The organism is Dyella sp. CR10 (assembly GCF_055814425.1).
In genome coordinates, this window is sequence record NZ_CP185986.1 from 2,787,237 (window position 1) to 2,805,900 (window position 18,664).

Consider the following 18,664-nt stretch of genomic DNA (forward strand, 5'->3'; position numbering starts at 1 on the left):
GACGCGCGTCACACCATCCGTTCGGCCGCGGCGACTACCTCCGCCTCGTTCGGCAACACCAGCAGCGCGGCGCCGGCCAGCGGCGTGTAGGTATCCACGCCGACCACGCGCTGCAATGGCGTCGCGCCGAGGCCGCCCTCCACGATGGCGGTAATGATGCCCTCGCCCACGCCCGCGCTGCGGCGGCCTTCGTCCAGCACCAGGATGCGCTTGGCGCCGCGCGCCTGCGCGACGATGAAGGCATCGTTGAGCGGCGCCAGCCAGCGCAGATCGACCACGCGCGTGCGCCAGCCGCGCTTGTTTTCCAGCTCGCGCGCGGCGCGCAGCGCCATCGGCACGCCGTTGCCGAAGGTGAACACGACGAGATCATCGGCCTCCGCGTTATAGACACGGCCTTCACCCAGCGGCATTGCCTCGCCCGGCGCCGGATAGGCGAACTGCCACTGGCCGTCGCCGGCCTCGTACAGGTCCTTGGTCATGTACAGCGCGATCGGTTCGAGGAAGGCACACACGCGCCCATCCACCTTCGCCAGCGCCATCAGCGTGCGCAGCATGGTGGCGGCGTCGTCGCCGCGGCTGGGACAGCCGACCACCAGGCCCGGGATATCGCGCAGCGCGGCGATCGAGTTGTCGTTGTGGAAGTGCCCGCCGAAGCCCTTCTGGTAACCCAGCGAGGCCACGCGCATCACCAGCGGATTGCGGTACTGGTCGTTGGAGAAGAACTGCAGGCTGCACGCCTCGCCGCGAATCTGGTCGCACGCGTTGTGGAAATACGCCAGGTACTGGATTTCCGGCAGCGGCAGCATGCCCATGTTGGCGTAGCCTTGGGCCAGGCCGAGAATGACGGTCTCGTCCAGCAGCGTGTTGAACACGCGGTTGCCCTTGAAGGTTTTGTGCAGGCCCTTGGTGACCGTATACACGCCGCCCTTCTGCGCCACGTCCTCGCCGAACAGCAGCGACTCGGGATACTTGGCCATCACGTCATGCAGCGCCTGGCCGATCTGGATGGCCAGATGGCGTGGCGGCTGCTTCTCCGGCAGCTTGTCTTCGCCGCCGAATACCTCGGCGCGACGTGCCGCGTAGTCGGCGCGCTCGGCCTCGGCCTTCACCGCCGCTGGCGTGTACGGCGCCAGAGGCTTGATCACCTCCGCCATCGTGCTCAGGCGCGGCCGGCGATCGGCTTCTTCGGCGGCGGCAAAGCAGCGCTTGCGGGTCGCTTCGTACAGCTCCAGCAGCGCCTCGCGGCTGTACAAGCCCGAGGCCAGCGCGATCTCTGCCGAGCGCAGCAGCGGATCGGTGGCTTCCAGCGCGAACAGCTCTTCCACGCTGCGCCATTCGATCTCGAAATCGGTACCGGCATGGCCCATCACGCGCGTCGTGCGCAGGTGCAGGAAGGTCGGGCGGCGCGTGCGGCGGCAATGCTCCACCGCCTCGCGCACCTGAGCGTAGCCGTCGGCCAGGTCCAGGCCGTCCGCGTAGAAGTAATCGAGGTCCGGGCGATGCCGGAAGTTGTTCGCCACCCAGCCGGCCGGTGTCTTCACCGAGATGCCGATGCCGTTGTCCTCGCACACGAACAGCACCGGCGCGGGCAGCTTCTGGTAGGCGGTCCACGCGGCTGCGTTGAACGCGGTCTGTGCGGTGGCGTGGTTGGACGAGGCATCGCCGAAGGAACAGATCGCGATGCTGTCCTCCGGCACCGGCAGGGTATGGCCGATGCGGCGCGCCTGCTCGATCGCCACGGCCGTGCCGAAGGCCTTCGGCAGGTGCGAGGCGATGGTCGAGGTCTGCGGCAGCACCCACAGCGGCTTGCTGCCCCACACCTTGTGGCGACCGCCGGAGGCGGGGTCTTCCATGCTCGCCGCGAAGGAAAGCGCCGAATCCATCGCCGGGTCCATCCCCGGCAGCTTGCGGAAGCGCTCGGCCATGAAGCCGCCGGAACGGTAATGCAGGAACGCCGGATCGGTGTGGCGCGTCAGCCGCGCCACCATCGCGTTGCCTTCGTGCCCGCTCGAACCGATGGTGTAGAACACCTTGTTCTGCACGCGCAGCACACGCGCCATCAGGTCGAGATGGCGCGAGATCAGCTGCGATTCGAACAGCTCGCGGAACCCGCGCGCATCGAGCGCACTGCCAGGCAGGACGGGTTGATCGTCAGCGGGGGCGGGCTGCATCTCGCCGCGCCACAGCTGCACGAACTCGATGAAGTTCTGGTCGACGATCTCGGCGCGGTTGAAGCCTTTGTGGCGGCCACTCAGGGAGAACGGAAGCGCGGTCATGGGGCTCGGGGATAAAGGGCCGCGTCGCCGCGGCAGGGGTGGATATCGCCAGCCCGCGCGTGACGCGGGCCAGTGCGGGAAATCTAAGGACGCGCGGTCACCTCGGCAGCCGCGTCGTGGTCCAGCGTGCGCAGCAGCGCCGCGCGGTGCAGGTCCTTCGGCCGGCCGAAGCTTTCGAGGATGCGGATCTGTTCGGCCACGCTCGGCACGGGTACCGCCACGCCGGCGATGTGCACGATCATCGCCTCGCGCACGATCACCGGTTGCCAGCCTTCTTCGGTATGCAGCTCCAAGGCGCCCATCACTTCGACCGGCATCGCCGCAAAGCGGTAGCGTCCGAAATACGAGCGGAAGCGATCGGCGCCGGCTGGCTGGTAAGGCTCGCGGCGCACGCGCCAGGCTTCTTCCAGGCGTGCGGCATCGGCCGCGGTGCTCAGCACGTCCAGGTCGGCCACCGTCACGTCAGCGCCGGCGAGGCTGGCCGCGGCGCTGCCGATCAGTTGCCACGGATCACGGCAATGCCGCTGCAGTTCGGGAACGGCTTCGGCAATCACCTGGCGCAATGCGTCATGCATCGGATCCGGTTCCTCACGGCCGCCCGCGGTGGCGGCGCCATTCGTCGCGCGTCTGGCCCCACAGATCGACGGGATGATCCTGGAACGGCTCCGGCAGCCGGCCCGGCCCGCGATGGCGCGAACCGAGGCGGATCGCCAGCGCCTGCGAGGCGGTATTGCCTGGATCGATACTGTGGATCACGTCGGTCCAGCCGAGCTGGTCGAAGGTCCAGTCCATCGCCGCTGTCGCGCCTTCCAGCGCATAGCCCTGGCCCCAGGCATGGCGCGCCAGGCCCCAACCCACCTCGGGGCCCGGCCAGCCTTCCGGCTGCCACGGGCCGAGGCGGCCGATCCAGCGCCCGCTCTGTTTCTCGATCACCGAGAACATGCCGAACCCCTGCACCGCCCAGGCACCGACCATGGTGAGGAAGCCTCGCCAGGCCACCGCGCGCGGCTGCTCTCCGCCGATGAAGCGGGCCGCTTCCGCATCCGCCATGAGCCCGGCCCAGCCGTCGAAATCTTCCGCGCGCGGCGGACGCAGCAGCAGACGCGGCGTCTCGATGCGCAAGTCGATCCAGGCGGTGTCCGGCGCGCCCATCGCGGTCTCAGAACGCGTTGATGCCGGTCAGCTCGCGGCCGACCACCAGCTGGTGCACGGTCTCGGTGCCTTCGTACGTGATCACCGACTCAAGATTCAAGGCATGGCGGATGGCTACATGCTCTGTGGTGATGCCCGCGCCCCCGAGGATGTCGCGGCACTCGCGCGCGATGTCGATGGCCATGCGGCAGTTGTTCCACTTGGCCAGCGACACCTGCGTGGGCTGCATGTTGCCGGCGTCCTTCAGGCGGCCCAGCTGCAGCGACAGCAGCTGCGCCATGGTGATGCGGCGAGCCATCTCGGCCATCTTGATCTGCACGGCCTGGTTGGAGGCCAGCGGGCGCCCGAACAGCACGCGCTCCTGCGTGTAGTCGAGCACTTCCTTGAGGCACGCCTGCGCCGCGCCGATCGGCCCCCAGGTGATGCCGTAGCGGGCCTGGGTGAGGCAGCCCAGCGGGCCCTTGAGGCCTTTCACGTTGGGCAGGCGGTTCGCCTCCGGCACGCGCACGTTGTCGAAGAACAGCGCCGAGGTGACCGAGGCGCGCAGGCTCATCTTCTTGTGCACTTCCTGCGCGGTGAAGCCCTTGGTATCGGTCGGCACGATGAAGCCCTGGATGCCGTCCTCGGTCTGCGCCCACACGATGGCGATGTGCGCGAGGTTGCCATTGGTGATCCACATCTTGGCGCCGTTGATGACCCAGTCACCGCCGTCCTTCTTCGCGTGGGTCTTCATGTTGGCCGGATCCGAGCCGCCGTGCGGCTCGGTCAGGCCGAAGCAGCCGATGATCTCGCCCGCCGCCATCTTGGGCAGGTAGTGCATCTTCTGCTCTTCCGTGCCGTAGGCGTAGATCGGATACATGCACAGCGAGCTCTGCACGGAGGCGAAGCTGCGCAGGCCCGAGTCGCCGCGCTCCAGTTCCTGGCAGATCAGGCCGTAGCTGACGCCGTTCATGCCGGCACAACCGTACTTCTCGGGGATGGTGGCACCCAGCAGGCCCAGGCTCGCGATCTCGGGTATCAGCTCCTTGGGAAACCGGCCCTGGTCGAACGCATCGCCGATGATCGGCAGCACTCTCTCGTCGACGAACCGGCCCACGGTGTCTTGCACCATGCGCTCCTCGTCGGTGAGCAGCGAGCGGACGTCGTACAGGTCGAGCGGATTCAGGCGAGCGGACATGCCAAGGTTCCGTGGGATGGGAAGCCTCCGATTCTAGCGGGGCCGCTCGGCCGGGGTCATGACGAGGTGCAGCACTGGCCGCTGTTCCCTCTCCTCCTCCGGAGAGAGGGTCGGGGTGAGGGGGCGGGCGGAGCGAAGAAGCGGAAAGGCAGGGCTTGCCTCTCTCCGTAGAAACCATTTCTCGAGCCCCGCCCCTCATCTGCTGCGACGCGAAGCCAGTCCCCGTGGGACCGGCATCTTTTCCCCGGAGGGGTGAAGAGTTTCCACTTGGATAGGCCACCTGTGTGACCATGCCCTCTTCACTCTGCTGCCCCGCCCCCGTTCCCCATGCTCAAAGGTGTCCTCCTGGGCTTCGCCTGCTATGCGGCCTACGCGATCAGCGACGCCTTCGTGAAATCGCTGCGCGGCAGCCTGCCCGCCTACGAGGCGGTGTTCTTCGGTGCCGTACTGATGCTGTCGGCCCTGCCGTTCATCCGCCGCCCGGAAGACCGCTGGATCGACATCTTCAAGGCACGCAAACCCGTCTTGTGGTGGACCCGCGCGATCGCCGGCGCGATCAGCAACATCTCCGCGGTGATGGCCTTTACCGCGCTGCCGATGGCCGAGGCCTTCGCGCTGATCTTCCTGCTGCCGATTTTCGTGACCCTGCTCTCGGTGCTGTTTCTCAAGGAGCACGTGGGCTGGCGGCGCTGGTCGGCGGTGGTCGCCGGCTTCGTCGGCGTGCTGGTGGTGCTGCGTCCAGGCTTTCGGGCCCTGAGCGCAGGTCATGTGGCCGCGATGGTGTGCGGCCTCTCCGGCGCGGTGTCGGTGGTGGCCTTGCGCATGGCCGGGGCGCACGAGAAACGCGTCAGCCTGTATGGCGCCGGGGTGATCGGCCCGCTGCTGGTCGGCGGCGTGCTGATGCTCCCGGATTTCGTATGGCCCGACGCGCACCAGTGGTTCCTCCTGGCCGGCTACGGCTTGCTCGCCGGCCTGGCCGGCGTACTGCTGATGCTGGCCACCCAGCACGCTCCCGCCAACCGCGTCGCCCCCACCCAGTACAGCCAGATGCTGTGGGCGATCGGTTTCGGCTACTGGCTGTTCGGCGACCACCTGGACTGGCCGATGCTGATCGGCATCGCGCTGATCCTCGGCTCAGGCCTGTTCACGCTGGTCCGCGAGGGACAGGTCACCTCGTGGTGGCGGCGCACGAGGCTGGTCTAGGGAGGCTTGCCCGGCCAGAGGCCGCGCGGCCAAACTCGCGCAACCACCGGGACAGGGCCCGCCATGCACGCTGTCGACCGCCGCCGTATGCCGCCGCTATGGCTGACCGTCCTGCTGGGCGCGCTGCCGCTGGCCCTCAATCTCCTCGCCACCGGTCTGCCGGATGGCGCCAGGCCGTATGACTACACCTTCCAGTGGTTCTTTTTCATCAGCTACGTCATCTGCAGCGTCCCGCTCGTAGGCATTCAGCGGCGCGTCCTGCGCTCGGGGCTGCCGGTATGGGCCTGCGCACTGGCCATGCTGGCGGTGACCTATGCCATGTCCGCCGTGGTGAGCCTCAATACGCTCAAGCTCGCCGATGACCTCGGGCTGGTCCCTGGCGGCTTCAAATGGCGCATGCCGTTGCGCGGCCTGGGCAGCACCTGGATGGCGCTGGTGTCGTTCTGCGTGTTCCAGGCCCTGCTCGCGTACGCCTTCGAACTGCGCGACGAGCGCCAGCGCCGCAGCGAGGCGGCCGGATCGGCGCGCGAAGCGGAACTGCGCGCCCTGCGCTACCAGCTCAATCCGCATTTCCTGTTCAACTCGCTCAATGCGATCTCTTCGCTCGTTGCATCAGGAGATGCGCGGCGGGCGAACCGCATGATCGCCCGGCTGGGCGACTTCCTGCGCGCCACACTGGAGGAAGGCGGCCGCCATGAGTCCTCGCTGGCGGAAGAGCTGGCGCTGATCGAGCAGTACCTGGACGTAGAACGCGTGCGCCTGGGAGATCGCTTGCGCGCCTCGGTGCGCGCAGGGCGCGACACGCTCGATGCGGCGGTGCCGGTGCTGTTGCTGCAACCGCTGGTCGAGAACGCCATCCGGCATGGCATCGCGAATCTGCCGGACGGCGGGACTGTGACCATTAACGCCACGCGCGAAGGGCGCCATCTGCGGCTGACGGTCGAAAACGACACCGGCGCCGACACGCTCTCCACACACGGCAACACCGCCGTCGGCTTGCGCAACACACGCGAACGGCTGGAGCAACTGCACGGAAGGGATCACCACCTGGAAACGCGCGCCGCGGGCGGTCGTTACCGGGTAGATATCGTGCTGCCCCATCGTTCGCTGCCCCTCCCGGCCTTCGATCTCCCAGGTGCCCCGGCATGATCCGCGTACTGGTGGTGGATGACGAGTCGCCGGCACGGCAGGGCCTGAGGGAGTGCCTGGCACGCCATGATGACATCCGCCTCGTGGGCGAATGCGCCCACGGCGAGGCCGCGGCAAGCGCCATCGAGGCGCTTGCGCCCGACCTCGTCTTTATGGACGTGCAGATGCCAGGTCCGAGCGGCCTCGATGTTCTCGCGGGCATCCGACCGGACCAGCGACCGCTCGCCATCATGCTCACCGCCTACGCGGAACACGCTCTGCGCGCCTTTGAAGTGCACGCGCTCGACTACCTGGTAAAGCCGCTGGACGAGGAGCGTCTGGACGAGGCGCTGGAACGCGCCCGCACACAACTGCGACCTCATCGCGATCACGACATTTCGGCGCTCGATGCCCGTGCTTTCGCGACTTCGTTCGCCTGCCGGATCGGGCATCGCGTGCGACTCGTCAGCGCCGACCAGATCGATTGGATAGAAGCCATGGGTGACTACGCCGGACTGCATGTCGACGAGGACGTCTATCTCTTGCGGGAGCCTATGCATCGGCTGGCGGAGCGGCTGGATCCGACGGTGTTCCTGCGCGTGCATCGCTCAATAGTCGTACGCCTCAACCGCATCACAGAACTTCGCAGCCTGCCCAATCGCGACGGCATGCTCACGCTGCGCAACGGTACGGTGCTGCGAGTAAGTCGCACCTATGCGGACGCCCTGCGCGCGGCGCTGGCCACATACTGATCCACGGCTCGTCGCAAAGCCTGCACGGCTCATCGCAAAGCCGAAAGCGATCGTATCAGCGGCGCCTATAGTCCCTCGCGAGCCACGCGACGGGCGGACATCCCGCGCAGCTCTTCGTCCCCACATTACTCGGTTCCTAGGAGCTCTCTCATGCTCGAACGCTTCGCGCGTCTGGCTTTCATCGCTGCTCTCCTCCCGTTCACGGCGGCCATCGCCGCCGATGTGCCTGGTGGGGCGGAAGACCGAATGGTCATGCTCGACGGCCACCACGTCCGCGTCCGTTTCACCGCACCACCGGTGCCAGGCGCGCCGACGGTGGTATTCGTCAATGGCGGCGTCGGGCGCTTCGAAAGCTGGGACAAGGTGCAGCCAGTCATCGCCAAGGAGGCAGCAACCTTCACCTACGATCGCTCCGGCAATGGCAAGTCCGAAGCGGGCACGCAACGCCCGACGCTTCAGCAGAATGCTGCCGAGCAGCGTGCCATCCTCGCTCAAGTCGACCTGAAGCCTCCGTATGTATTGGTCGGGCATTCCTATGGTGCGGCGATCGCGCGGGAATATGCCGCCACCTATCCAGACGAAGTTGCCGCGATGGTCCTCGTCGATCCCGTCGACTTCTTGCTTACCAAGGAGGAAAGGAACCGCCCGGAGGCACACGAGGTCTACGCCGCCTTCGACCGCGCGCAGGCGCAGAGCGTCACCGGCGCGCCGGAGAAGATGCGGCCAGGTATCGAAGAAATCACCAGAAATACGCTGGAAGGCTTCCCCGACCTGCGGACCGCCAAAGTCCTGCCTGACATACCCCTCTACATTCTGCTCGGTGGGCAGCGGCAACCGCTGCCAAAGGGCGTGGAATTCCCGGACTACGAACACGCTTTCGAACTCTATGCCAGGGACCGTCTGATCCACATGTACGGGCTCAGCCGACAAGTGACGCGTGGCTGGCTGACCGTGACGCCGGAAAGCAGCCATTACATCCAGCTCATGCAGCCCAATCTCGTCGTCGCGGCGATCCGCCAAGTGGCAGAGCCAAACCGGCAACCGCCGCGCAAAGATACGCCTTGAACCTTAGAGTACCGAACCGGAGCGAACGCCACGCTCCGGTTTCTGGTAGGCGAAATCGCGGTCCAGGTACGAAGGCACCGACTGCCCAAAAGCTAAAGCCCACGGCTAGCGGCTCACCATGCCTACCCTCACTTGCGATCTGGATGACTGCACCCACCCGACCGATTGCCGCCCAATGAGTCCCGTGCCATCACGGCACATCTTCGACATGGAGGACTCATGAACATCCGCTCTCTCGCCGCCTTTTCCACCGCCCTGCTCTTCCTGACCATTTCCGAAGCGCAGGCCGCACCGCGGGCAGCCAACGCCGGCGCAGCCAACTACGTCGACATCAGCGAGTACCTGCCGACCTGGCAGGAGCGCGATGCGTGGATCGACGTGCGGTACGAGCTCAAGCTCGACTTCATGGACGTCTGCGGCGACACCTTCTGCGAGGGTGAGTACGGCAACCTCGAGGCGCTCAGCTACCGCTGCTCGGCCAGGAAGGACACGGGCGAGATCGGCGAGTGCGTATTCGTCATTGCCGCCAGCTCCGAGGAGATCGCGCCGACGGACGGCACGGTGCAGGTGTCGCTGCATCAATGGCGCTGCGTCAGTCCGCTCGCGCCGCATACCGACGCATCCCAGCTGGTGGCTGCGCTCAAGGGACGCCAACCGTTGCATACGAAACTTCCCGGCACGGACCGGACGCTCTACGACGGCCTGGTCGACTGCCTCTAAAGCGGCCGTTCCCAGGCTCGACAAGGAGCTTTTTGCACCTTTCCAACTTTGCTTTTACGGCCCTGCCGGTACTAGCGAACCTGCTGCCCGCCGGGCAGCCCCGCGCCTCGGGGAAGCTGGGGCTGGAGCGAGTGCATGGGTAATACACAACGCTTCTGGGAACCGAATCATGGGTCTTCCACCCGGCTGGCCGGGCAGCACCGTTCATGGTCGGACGACTATGAGGAAGAGGACGGCGATGAGACCGAACTCCCCGATGAGTTCGTCGACGAGGACGAATGATCGGAGAAGCCGGCGATCCAGGGGCAGAGACCTTGCCCTGATGCCGCCCGGATGACCAGCGTCATCCGGGCGGCGTTCGTTTCAGCGATTGCTTACGCCGTGCGGCACATGCCCCGCCGCGACGTACTTGCGCGCGGATTCCACATTGGCCGGAGAGTCGTCGAAGAAGATATCGGCGCCGAATGCCTCGAGGAACGGCCCCTTGTCGCGTCCGCCAAGAAACAGCGCCTCGTCGATGCGCACGCCCCAGCGGCGCAGGGTGAGGATGACGCGCTTGTGCGCCGGCGCGGAACGCGCGGTGACCAGCGCGGTGCGGATCGGCGAGCTTTCGGCGGGAAACGCCGCCTGCAACCGGTGCACAGCGCTGAGGAAACCGCGGAACGGCCCCACTGACAGCGGCTCTTCCGCACGTTCGTGCTCGCTGCGGTGAAACGCCTCCAGGCCTTCCTCGCGCGAGACCCGCTCACCCTCGTCACCGAAGATCACCGCGTCGCCGTCGAAGGCGATGCGCAACTGCTCGGTCGCGCGCGGCGGCGCGACCGAGGGCAGGATGGTGGCGGCTGCCACGCCGGCGGCGAGCGCGCGCCCTACGTCCTCGGCGTTGGCTGACAGGAACAGGTCGGCCTTGAACGGCGCGATGTAGTCCGAGGTGGGCGCGCCGCTGGTGAATGCCGCGCGGCTGATCTCCAGGCCGTAGTGCTGGATCGCGTTGAAGATGCGCAACCCCGTATCGCCGGAGTTGCGCGACAACAGGATCACTTCCACCGGGGGCACGTCCCCGGCCAGCTTGTTCAGCCCCAGCAGCTTCTGCACCAGCGGAAAAGCCACGCCCGGCTTGAGGATCTCGTCCTCGTGGTCGATCTGGAACGCGCGGTAGGCATCCAGTCCGTCCCGTTCGAACAAAGCGTGGCTGTCGCCCAGATCGAACAGGGCGCGCGAGGAGATCGCCACCACCAGCCGGTTGTCGCCGGCCGAGGCGGGATCGTGGGCATCGGTGTGCGTGGAGGTCATGGCGCCGTGACGTGAAACGAATGAGCGCAATCTAGCAAAGCGCGACGGCCGGCGTCGTGCCGTCCGCCAGCGGCGGCGACGCGATCGTTCAATCCGGCGCGAACTGCTCGTCGAGGATGCGCTGCTCCAGATTGTGCTCCGGATCGAACAGCAGCCGCACGCCACGCCCTCGCGACTGCCGCACGGTCACCTCGCGCACGTTGCGCACCTCGTGAAAATCCGCCGTCGCGCTGACCGGCCGCTTGCCGGGGTCGAGCACGCGCAGGCTGACCTGGGTACGGTGCGGCAGGATCGCGCCGCGCCACCGGCGCGGGCGGAACGGGCTGATCGGCGTCAGCGCCAGCACGTTGGCGTCCAGCGGCAGGATCGGGCCATGCGCGGACAGGTTGTAAGCGGTCGAGCCGGCCGGGGTAGAGACGAGGATGCCGTCGCAGACCAGCGTATCCAGCTTGACCTCGTCATTGAGCTTCACTTCCAGATGCGCGGCCTGGTTGGTCTGGCGCAGCAGGGAGACCTCGTTGAAGGCCAGCGCGTGGTGGGCTTCGCCATTGGCGTCGGTCACGCGCATCTCGAGCGGATACAGCACCGCCGCGTGCGCGCGCTCGATGCGCCCGGGCAGATCGTCCACGCGATGCTTGTTCATCAGGAAACCGACCCGGCCCAGCTTCATGCCATAGACCGGCAATCCAAGCGAGCGATAGGCATGCAGGGTACGCAACATGAAGCCGTCGCCGCCCAGCGCGATGATGGCCTCGGCCTGTTCCGGCGGCACGTCGCGGTAGCGTTCGACCAGTTTCCGGCGCGCCTGCTGGGCGACCGAGGTTTCGCTGGCGACGAAGGCGTAGGCCATGGGCGGCGGCAAGGGCAACGAAGGGGCGGTCAGTTGAGCGTAGATGGACGAAGGGCGCAAGACCGTCGCCGGCCCGCGCCCTTCGTTTACGACAAACCGTCAGTCCGCCACTCGCGGGGCGGGTGGCGGACTGACCGGCCTTACACCGGTACTGCCGCGAGCTGCGCCAGGCGCCGCACCGCGACCAGGGCGGTCGGATAGTCGGCGTTCTGGTTGATCTCCGACAGCATGTTGCGGGTATTGCGCAGCGTGAGGTCGTCGCGTTCCAGCCATGCCTGCACCGGCGACGCGCCGTTGCCGCCGGCGGCCATCGCCAGCACCTGCAGGGCCAGCGCGCGATGCTGGTGATTGAGCTCGTCCAGCAGCGAACCGCGAGCCTGCGCATGCCAGTAGCCTTCCACCGGCAGCGACTCGATCTGCTTGCGCAGCCACTCCAGGCCCAGCGATTCGCCCAGCTCGTAGAACACGCCGGCGACCTTGCCGATCGGCTGGCCGCTCTGCTGCGACACCTCGACGACATCGAGCATCGCGCGCATCTCCGGGATGCGCGCCAGGCGCGTGGCGAGGCTCTCGGAAATGCCCAGGCCTTCCCACTTCTCCTGGCTGGTGGAGAAATCGGCCTTGCCGGTTTCCGTCAGCGCATCCGGCAGCGCGTCCAGCAGCGCGGCGACGCCAGCCTGGTAGCGCTCCACGTTGGCCGCGATCTCCAGCGTGCCGCCCGGACGATTCAGCAGCCAGCGCGTCAGATGACGCAGCAGCGACCAGATCTGCAGGATCGCGTCGATCTGCGTGTCTTCGGCCACCTTGCTGTCCAGCGCCTCGATCTCGGCCCACAGCTCGCGCGCACCGAGGATCTCGCGGGCCGCGGTATAGGCCTTGGCGATTGCCGCCGGACCCTGCCCCGTGTCCTCCTGCATGCGCATCATGAAGGTGGCGCCCATGCGGTTGATCGTCGAGTTGGTCACCGCGGTGGCGATGATCTCGCGCTTCAGGCGATGGCGCTGCATGTGCTCGGCGTACTTGTCGTGCAGCGGCTCGGGGAAGTAGCGCACCAGCTCCTTGGAGAGATACGGATCTTCCGGCACGTCGGACTCGAGCAACTGCTGGTACAGCTTGATCTTGTCGTACGACAGCAGCACCGAGAGCTCTGGACGGGTCAGGCCCTGACCACGCGCCTTGCGCTCGGTCAGCTCCGTTTCGCTGGGCAGGTTCTCGACCTGGCGGTCGAGCAGGCCTTCGCTTTCCAGCTGACGGATGAAGTGAGCCATCGACCCCAGGCGGCGCACCGACTGGTGCTCCATCAGAGTGATCGCCTGGTTCTGGCGATAGTTGTCCCACAACACCAGCTGCCCGACCTCGTCGGTCATGGCGGCCAGCTGCTGGTTGCGCGCATCCACGCTCAATTCGCCGCGCTGCACGGCGTCGTTGAGCAGGATCTTGATGTTCACCTCGTGGTCGGAGGTGTCCACGCCCGCGGAGTTGTCGATGAAGTCGGTGTTGAGCAGCACGCCGTGCTGCGCCGCTTCGATGCGACCCTTCTGGGTGAAACCCAGGTTGCCGCCCTCGCCCACCACCTTGCAGCGCAGCTCGGCGCCGTTGACGCGCAGGCCGTTGTTGGCGCGGTCGCCCACGTCGGCGTGGCTTTCGCTGGCGGCTTTCACGTAGGTGCCGATACCGCCGTTCCACAGCAGATCGACCGGCGCCTTGAGGATGGCGTTGAGCAGATCGTTCGGCGCCATCTGCGTGACGTCCGCCTTGATGCCCAGCGCCGCGCGCACTTCCGGCGATACCGGGATGGCCTTCAGGCTGCGCGGATACACGCCGCCGCCGGCCGAGATCAGCGACTTGTCGTAATCCTCCCAGCTCGAGCGCGGCAGCTTGAACATGCGCTCGCGCTCGACGAACGAACGCTCGGCATCCGGATTCGGATCCAGGAACACGTGGCGGTGGTCGAACGCGGCCACCAGGCGGATGTGGCGCGACAGCAGCATGCCGTTGCCGAACACGTCGCCGGACATGTCGCCGATGCCCGCGCAGGTGAAGTCCTGCGTCTGGCTATCGCGACCCAGCGCGCGGAAGTGGCGCTTGACCGATTCCCACGCGCCCTTGGCGGTGATGCCCATGCCCTTGTGGTCGTAGCCGTTGGAGCCGCCGGAGGCGAACGCATCGCCCAGCCAGAAGCCATGCTCTACCGAGATCGCGTTGGCGATGTCGGAGAACGTGGCCGTGCCCTTGTCGGCTGCCACTACCAGGTACGGATCGTCGGCATCGTGGCGCACCACGTCGTGCGGCGGCACCAGCTTGCCTTCGACCAGGTTGTCGGTGATGTCGAGCAGGCCGCTGATGAACATGCGGTAGCAGGCGATGCCCTCGGCCAGCTGGGCGTCACGGTCGCCGCCCGCGGGCGGCCGCTTCACCACGAAGCCGCCCTTGGAGCCCACCGGCACGATCACGGTGTTCTTCACCATCTGTGCCTTCACCAGACCCAGCACTTCGGTGCGGAAGTCCTCGCGGCGATCGGACCAGCGCAGGCCGCCGCGCGCCACGGCGCCGAAGCGCAGATGGATGCCCTCCACGCGCGGCGCGCTGACGAAGATCTCGCGGTACGGCACCGGCTTGGGCAGGTCCGGCACGAGATGCGAATCGAACTTGAAGCTGATGTAGCCGCGGTGGGCGCCATCCCATTGCTGGAAGAAGCTGGTGCGCAGCGTGCCGCGCATCAGCGCCACGAAGCTGCGCAGGATGCGGTCGTCGTCGAGGCTGGAGACGTTCTCCAGCAGCACGCCGATGGCCTCTTCCACCGCCTTGATCTGCTCGGCGCGCGGCTTGGCCAGCGCGGCGACCAGGCCGTCGATCAACGCCGGATGCGCGTTGCGCACGGCTTCCGGGATCAACGCCAGCATTTCGCCCGACAGTGCCGCGCCGGCGTGCTTCAGCTCGTCGGCGGACAGGCTCTCGCGACGCGGATCGAACTTGGCCAGGAACAGTTCCACCAGCAGCCCGGCAATGGCCGGATAGCGGTTGAAGGCGTCTTCCATATAGTTCTGGGAGAACGCCACGCCAGTCTGCAACAGGTACTTGCAGTAGCCGCGCAACATGGCGACCTGGCGCCAGTTGAGCTTGGCGCCCAGCACCAGGCGATTGAAGCCGTCGTTCTCGGCGTTGCCGCGCCAGATCTGCTCGAAGGCGTCTTCGAACAGCGTGCCGACCTGCTCCACGGAGAAGGCCAGATTGCCGACCGGCTGCACCTCGAAATCCTGGATGAACAACGGCGTGCCGCCGGTCTTCACCTCGTAGACGTGCTCGGTGAGCACGCGCAGGCCCAGGTTCTCCAGCTGCGGCAGCACTTCGGACAAGGCGATGTCGGTGCCGCTGCGGTAGACCTTGAAGCGCAGCTCCTCGGGGCGCTGCTCCGGGTGATAGAACGACATGCGCACCGCGTCGTCGCCCTTCAGCAGCGCAAGCTGACGCACGTCCTCGGCGGCGGCGGCCGGCAGCACGTCTTCCACGTAACCGGCCGGCAGGGCCTTGCCGTAGCGGTTGGCGAGCACCACGCCGTCGTGGTCGCCGGTGAGCTTGACCAGGGCGTCGCGCAGGTCGTCGTGCCAGTTGCGCACGATCGCGGCCACGCCCTGCTCGAGCGCGGCGGCATCGAAGCTCACGTGATCGCCGATCTTCGGCCGCACCACGATGTGCAGGCGGGCCAGCGCGGCCTCGCCCATCAGCACAGAGGAATCGATCTGTTCGCCGTGCAGCGCATCGCGCAGCAGCGCTTCGATGCGCTCGCGCACCGTGGTGTTGAAACGCTCGCGCGGCACGAACACCAGGCAGGTGAAGAAGCGGCCGTAGCGGTCACGGCGTACGAACAGCCGGGTGCGCGCGCGCTGGCGCAGGTCCAGGATGCCGGTGGCGGTGGCGTAGAGTTCGTCCTCATTACTCTGGAACAGCTCCTCGCGCGGCAGCGTCTCCAGGATGTTGCGCAGCGACTTGCCCGAGTACGAATCGCGCTTGAGGCCAGAACGCGCCATCACCGCTTCCACGCGCTGGCGCACCAGCGGCACGTCCTGCGGTCGTGCCATGTAGGCATTGGAGGAGAACAGGCCCAGGAAGCGCTGTTCGGAGACCGGCTTGCCGTTGGCATCGAAGCGCAGCACGCCGACGTAGTCCATGTGACCGGGCCGATGCACGTGCGAACGCGCGTTGGTCTTGGTCAGGATGATCGCGTCGGTCGAACCGGACTGCGGCAGCTCGCTCGCCACCAGCGAGCGCAGCGAACGCGGCGCCACCGAGCGCTCCTGCCCGTGCAGGATGCCCAGGCCCGAGCCTTCCACCGAACGCAGCACCTCGTCGCCGTCGGCCTGGGTGACCTCGTACTCGCGATAGCCCAGGAAGGTGAAATTGTCGTCGGCCAGCCAGCGCAGGAATTCGCCCGCCTCCTGTACTGATTCCTTATCCAGCGGCATCTGGCGGCCGGGAAGGTCGGCGGCGATCGCCAGCGCCTTGTCGCGCATGCGCGACCAGTCCGACACCGAGGCGCGCACATCGTCCAGCGCGGACTCGATCTGCGCTTTCAGCTGCGCCATCTCGGTCTCGTCGGCCAGGCGGTCCACTTCGAAATGCATCATCGATTCCGGCGCGCCGTCCTCGGCGCCCAGTCGCTGCAGGCGGCCCGAAGCGTCGCGCATGACCTTGACCACCGGATGGATCACCGCATGGATCTGCAGCCTGGCGGACACGATCATGCTGACGGTATCGACCAGGAAGGGCATGTCGTCGGTGGCGATCTGCACCACGCTGCGGCCAGCGTGGCCCTCCGCGGGATTGATCACGCGCACGGACGCGCGTCCGGCTTGGCGCTGCTGCACGAAGCCGAGCAGGCCGGCGATCAGCGCGGCCCATTCGGCCGCGGTGTGCAACTCCAGGTCGCTCGCCGCGGCGCGCGCGAAAAAGGCGCCGATAAAAAATTGCGCCTCATCAAGGCGCTGGGTGGGGATTCCGCTCTTTTTCAGTTCTTCCAGAACTTCAGCCTGGATCGACGTATGGCTCGCCGCACGAATCGCGTTCATGGCATCTACTTATCGATGTGAGATGGGGGCAGAAAAGCCGCAAAAGGATACGCTCGCACCGATGCGATAGCCACCTGCATTGCGGCAAATTCTTCAGCGCACGGTTCGGTTGGCAACGCATCGCGCATACATGTCGATCGCGACACGCGTCGTCGGCGACGCGATAACTGCGGACGGCGCTTCGGAATTCGAAGTTCGCGCAGCACGAAGTTCGCGCAACGCGCGCATGACATACGCGCATGCATCCGCTTGCGCGATACCCGCAGGTATGTCGCACGGCATCCATCCCTGACCGTTGCGCCGCAGCATCCTCCATCCGGCGATCGTCCGATGCATGCCACCGGTGAGGCACTGCGATGGAAGCCGAAAGGGCGTCGGGGAGGTTTCCCGCAACGGCGCCCAGGTGCACACTTCGCCCGGATCCGGGAGGAATCCTCTGCCCGCTCCTCCCCGGACCGGCATCCGGGGCTTTACCCATTCGCCCGCGAATGGTCTTGATTGCAGGCCGTCACGATTCCTTCGCGGCGAAAACACGAAGAATTCAGGGCTAGACCATTCCTCAAAGCAAATTGTAAACTGGCCGGTATAGTCAAGCTCGCCGCCCCTCTTCGGTGCCGCCGGTTTGCTCATAGCCGGAATCCCGCCACAACGGGACGACAGGCACTGGGCATGCATGCTGCACCACGGAAAGCTACGGGCTTGGCCGCCGATCCGGGGATCGGCGCTCCCGCACACCCGATACCCATTGAATGGAGTCCCCATGAAGTCCTCGTCACTGCGCACACCCTTGCTGTGCCTGGGCCTGTTGGCGCTCACCGCCTGTGGCGGCAAGAAGGAACAAGGTCCCGGCGCCGCCGGCCAGATGCCGCCGCCGGAAGTCGGCGTGGTCAGGGCCCAGCCGGTCGCCGCGCCGCTTACCAAGGACTTGGTGGGTCGCCTCTCCGCCTTCCGCAGCGCCGACGTACGGGCCCGCGTGTCCGGCGTGCTGCTCAAGCGCGTGTACGAAGAAGGCACCGATGTGAAGAAGGGACAGGTGCTGTTCGAGATCGATCCGGCGGTGTACCAGGCCAGCCTCAATTCGGCCCAGGCCAATCTCGCCTCGGCGCAGGCCACCTACGCCAACGCCCACAAGGCTGCCGAGCGTGCCCGCTCGCTACGCCCGCAGGGCTATGTCTCGCAGGCCGACCTGGATTCGGCCGAAGCCAGTGAGCGCAGCTCGGCCGCCGCGGTAAAGCAGAGCCAGGCCGCGGTGGAAAGCGCGCGCATCAGCCTGGGCTTCACCCGCGTCACCTCGCCGATCGACGGCCGCGCCGGCCAGCAGCAGGTGACCGAAGGCGCCATCGTGGGCAATGGCAACGCCGACAGCGGCGCCAGCTCCACCCTGCTCACCACGGTCGATCAGCTCGATCCGCTGTATGTGAACTTCACGGTCAGCGCCACCGACCTGGACCGCCTGCGCCGCGCCCAGACCGCCGGCAACGTCAGCCTGAGCGAGCAGAACAAGACCACGGTGCACGTGACCCTGCCCGACGGCAGCACCTACGATCAGCCCGGCACGCTCGACTTCTCCGGCGCCACGGTCGACCCGACCACCGGCACGATCAACCTGCGCGCGCAGTTGCCCAACCCGGACAAGCGCCTGCTGCCGGGCACCTACGTCACCGTCAAGGCGAACCTCGGCCAGCAGAACAATGTGTATCTGGTGCCGCAGCAGGGCGTGGCGCGCGACGTCGCCGGCGCCTATGCGCTGGTGGTGAACCAGGAAGGCAAGGTCGAGCGCAAGGACGTCACGGCCAACGACATGAGCAACGGCAACTGGATCGTCACCCACGGCCTCGCCGCGGGCGACCAGGTGATCGTGTCGGGCCTCCAGTCCGTCCAGCCCGGCGCCCCAGCCAAGGCATCGCCGTGGCAGCCGGGCAAGGATGCCGGCCCGCCGAACGGCGCGCAGGGCGGCAAGCCCGCGGCCGACAAGCACTGAC

At 66.9% G+C, this 18,664-nt stretch carries 14 protein-coding genes; 7 read left to right on the forward strand and 7 right to left on the reverse strand.

The features are described from left to right. Positions 1–8: 8 nt before the first annotated feature. From ACNR9O_RS12620 to ACNR9O_RS12635, 4 genes are all read right to left on the reverse strand, one after another. Positions 9–2,276, reverse strand: coding sequence for a thiamine pyrophosphate-dependent enzyme (locus ACNR9O_RS12620; RefSeq protein WP_473679999.1), 2,268 nt, complete (start codon positions 2,274–2,276; stop codon positions 9–11). A gap of 83 nt (positions 2,277–2,359) precedes the next feature. Further along, on the reverse strand, positions 2,360–2,851 hold the full coding sequence (locus tag ACNR9O_RS12625) for a hypothetical protein (protein ID WP_473679997.1): 492 nt from the start codon (positions 2,849–2,851) through the stop codon (positions 2,360–2,362). 13 nt (positions 2,852–2,864) lie between these two features. After that, positions 2,865–3,428, reverse strand: coding sequence for a GNAT family N-acetyltransferase (locus tag ACNR9O_RS12630; protein ID WP_473679995.1), 564 nt, complete (start codon positions 3,426–3,428; stop codon positions 2,865–2,867). 7 nt (positions 3,429–3,435) lie between these two features. Beyond that, positions 3,436–4,605: an acyl-CoA dehydrogenase family protein gene (locus ACNR9O_RS12635; protein ID WP_473679993.1), complete on the reverse strand. Its 1,170-nt coding sequence runs from the start codon at positions 4,603–4,605 to the stop codon at positions 3,436–3,438. A gap of 327 nt (positions 4,606–4,932) precedes the next feature. Between ACNR9O_RS12635 and ACNR9O_RS12640 the strand changes: the two genes are divergently transcribed. The 6 genes from ACNR9O_RS12640 to ACNR9O_RS12665 all read left to right on the forward strand — a co-directional run bounded on the left by ACNR9O_RS12640 (position 4,933) and on the right by ACNR9O_RS12665 (position 9,755). After that, positions 4,933–5,808 (forward strand): DMT family transporter, encoded by an 876-nt coding sequence (locus ACNR9O_RS12640; protein WP_473679991.1) that lies wholly within the window; start codon positions 4,933–4,935, stop codon positions 5,806–5,808. Between the two features lie 63 nt (positions 5,809–5,871). Further along, entirely contained in the window at positions 5,872–6,957 is a 1,086-nt protein-coding gene (locus ACNR9O_RS12645; RefSeq protein ID WP_473679989.1) for a sensor histidine kinase, read from the forward strand. Continuing rightward, complete coding sequence (locus ACNR9O_RS12650) at positions 6,954–7,688, forward strand: LytR/AlgR family response regulator transcription factor (protein WP_473679987.1); 735 nt, start codon at positions 6,954–6,956, stop codon at positions 7,686–7,688. The genes ACNR9O_RS12645 and ACNR9O_RS12650 overlap by 4 nt, the downstream gene beginning before the upstream one ends. A 150-nt stretch (positions 7,689–7,838) precedes the next feature. Then, the gene (locus ACNR9O_RS12655) at positions 7,839–8,753 is read left to right on the forward strand and encodes an alpha/beta fold hydrolase (protein ID WP_473679985.1); all 915 of its coding nucleotides are present in this window, start codon (positions 7,839–7,841) and stop codon (positions 8,751–8,753) included. Between the two features lie 219 nt (positions 8,754–8,972). Further along, on the forward strand, positions 8,973–9,473 hold the full coding sequence (locus ACNR9O_RS12660) for a hypothetical protein (protein ID WP_473679983.1): 501 nt from the start codon (positions 8,973–8,975) through the stop codon (positions 9,471–9,473). 135 nt (positions 9,474–9,608) lie between these two features. After that, on the forward strand, positions 9,609–9,755 hold the full coding sequence (locus ACNR9O_RS12665) for a hypothetical protein (RefSeq protein WP_473679981.1): 147 nt from the start codon (positions 9,609–9,611) through the stop codon (positions 9,753–9,755). An 81-nt stretch (positions 9,756–9,836) separates the two neighbouring features. On the opposite strand, the gene ACNR9O_RS12670 is transcribed toward ACNR9O_RS12665, so the two are convergent. From ACNR9O_RS12670 to ACNR9O_RS12680, 3 genes are all read right to left on the reverse strand, one after another. After that, complete coding sequence (locus tag ACNR9O_RS12670; RefSeq protein ID WP_473679979.1) at positions 9,837–10,766, reverse strand: 5'-nucleotidase; 930 nt, start codon at positions 10,764–10,766, stop codon at positions 9,837–9,839. An 88-nt stretch (positions 10,767–10,854) separates the two neighbouring features. Continuing rightward, a complete protein-coding gene (locus tag ACNR9O_RS12675) occupies positions 10,855–11,616 on the reverse strand; it encodes an NAD kinase (RefSeq protein WP_473700780.1) in 762 nt (253 codons plus the stop codon). 140 nt (positions 11,617–11,756) lie between these two features. Next, complete coding sequence (locus tag ACNR9O_RS12680) at positions 11,757–16,682, reverse strand: NAD-glutamate dehydrogenase (protein ID WP_473679975.1); 4,926 nt, start codon at positions 16,680–16,682, stop codon at positions 11,757–11,759. A 760-nt stretch (positions 16,683–17,442) separates the two neighbouring features. Here ACNR9O_RS12680 and ACNR9O_RS12685 point away from each other — a divergent pair. Further along, positions 17,443–18,663, forward strand: a complete 1,221-nt coding sequence (locus ACNR9O_RS12685) for an efflux RND transporter periplasmic adaptor subunit (protein ID WP_473679973.1) — start codon at positions 17,443–17,445, stop codon at positions 18,661–18,663. Position 18,664 lies beyond the last annotated feature (1 nt).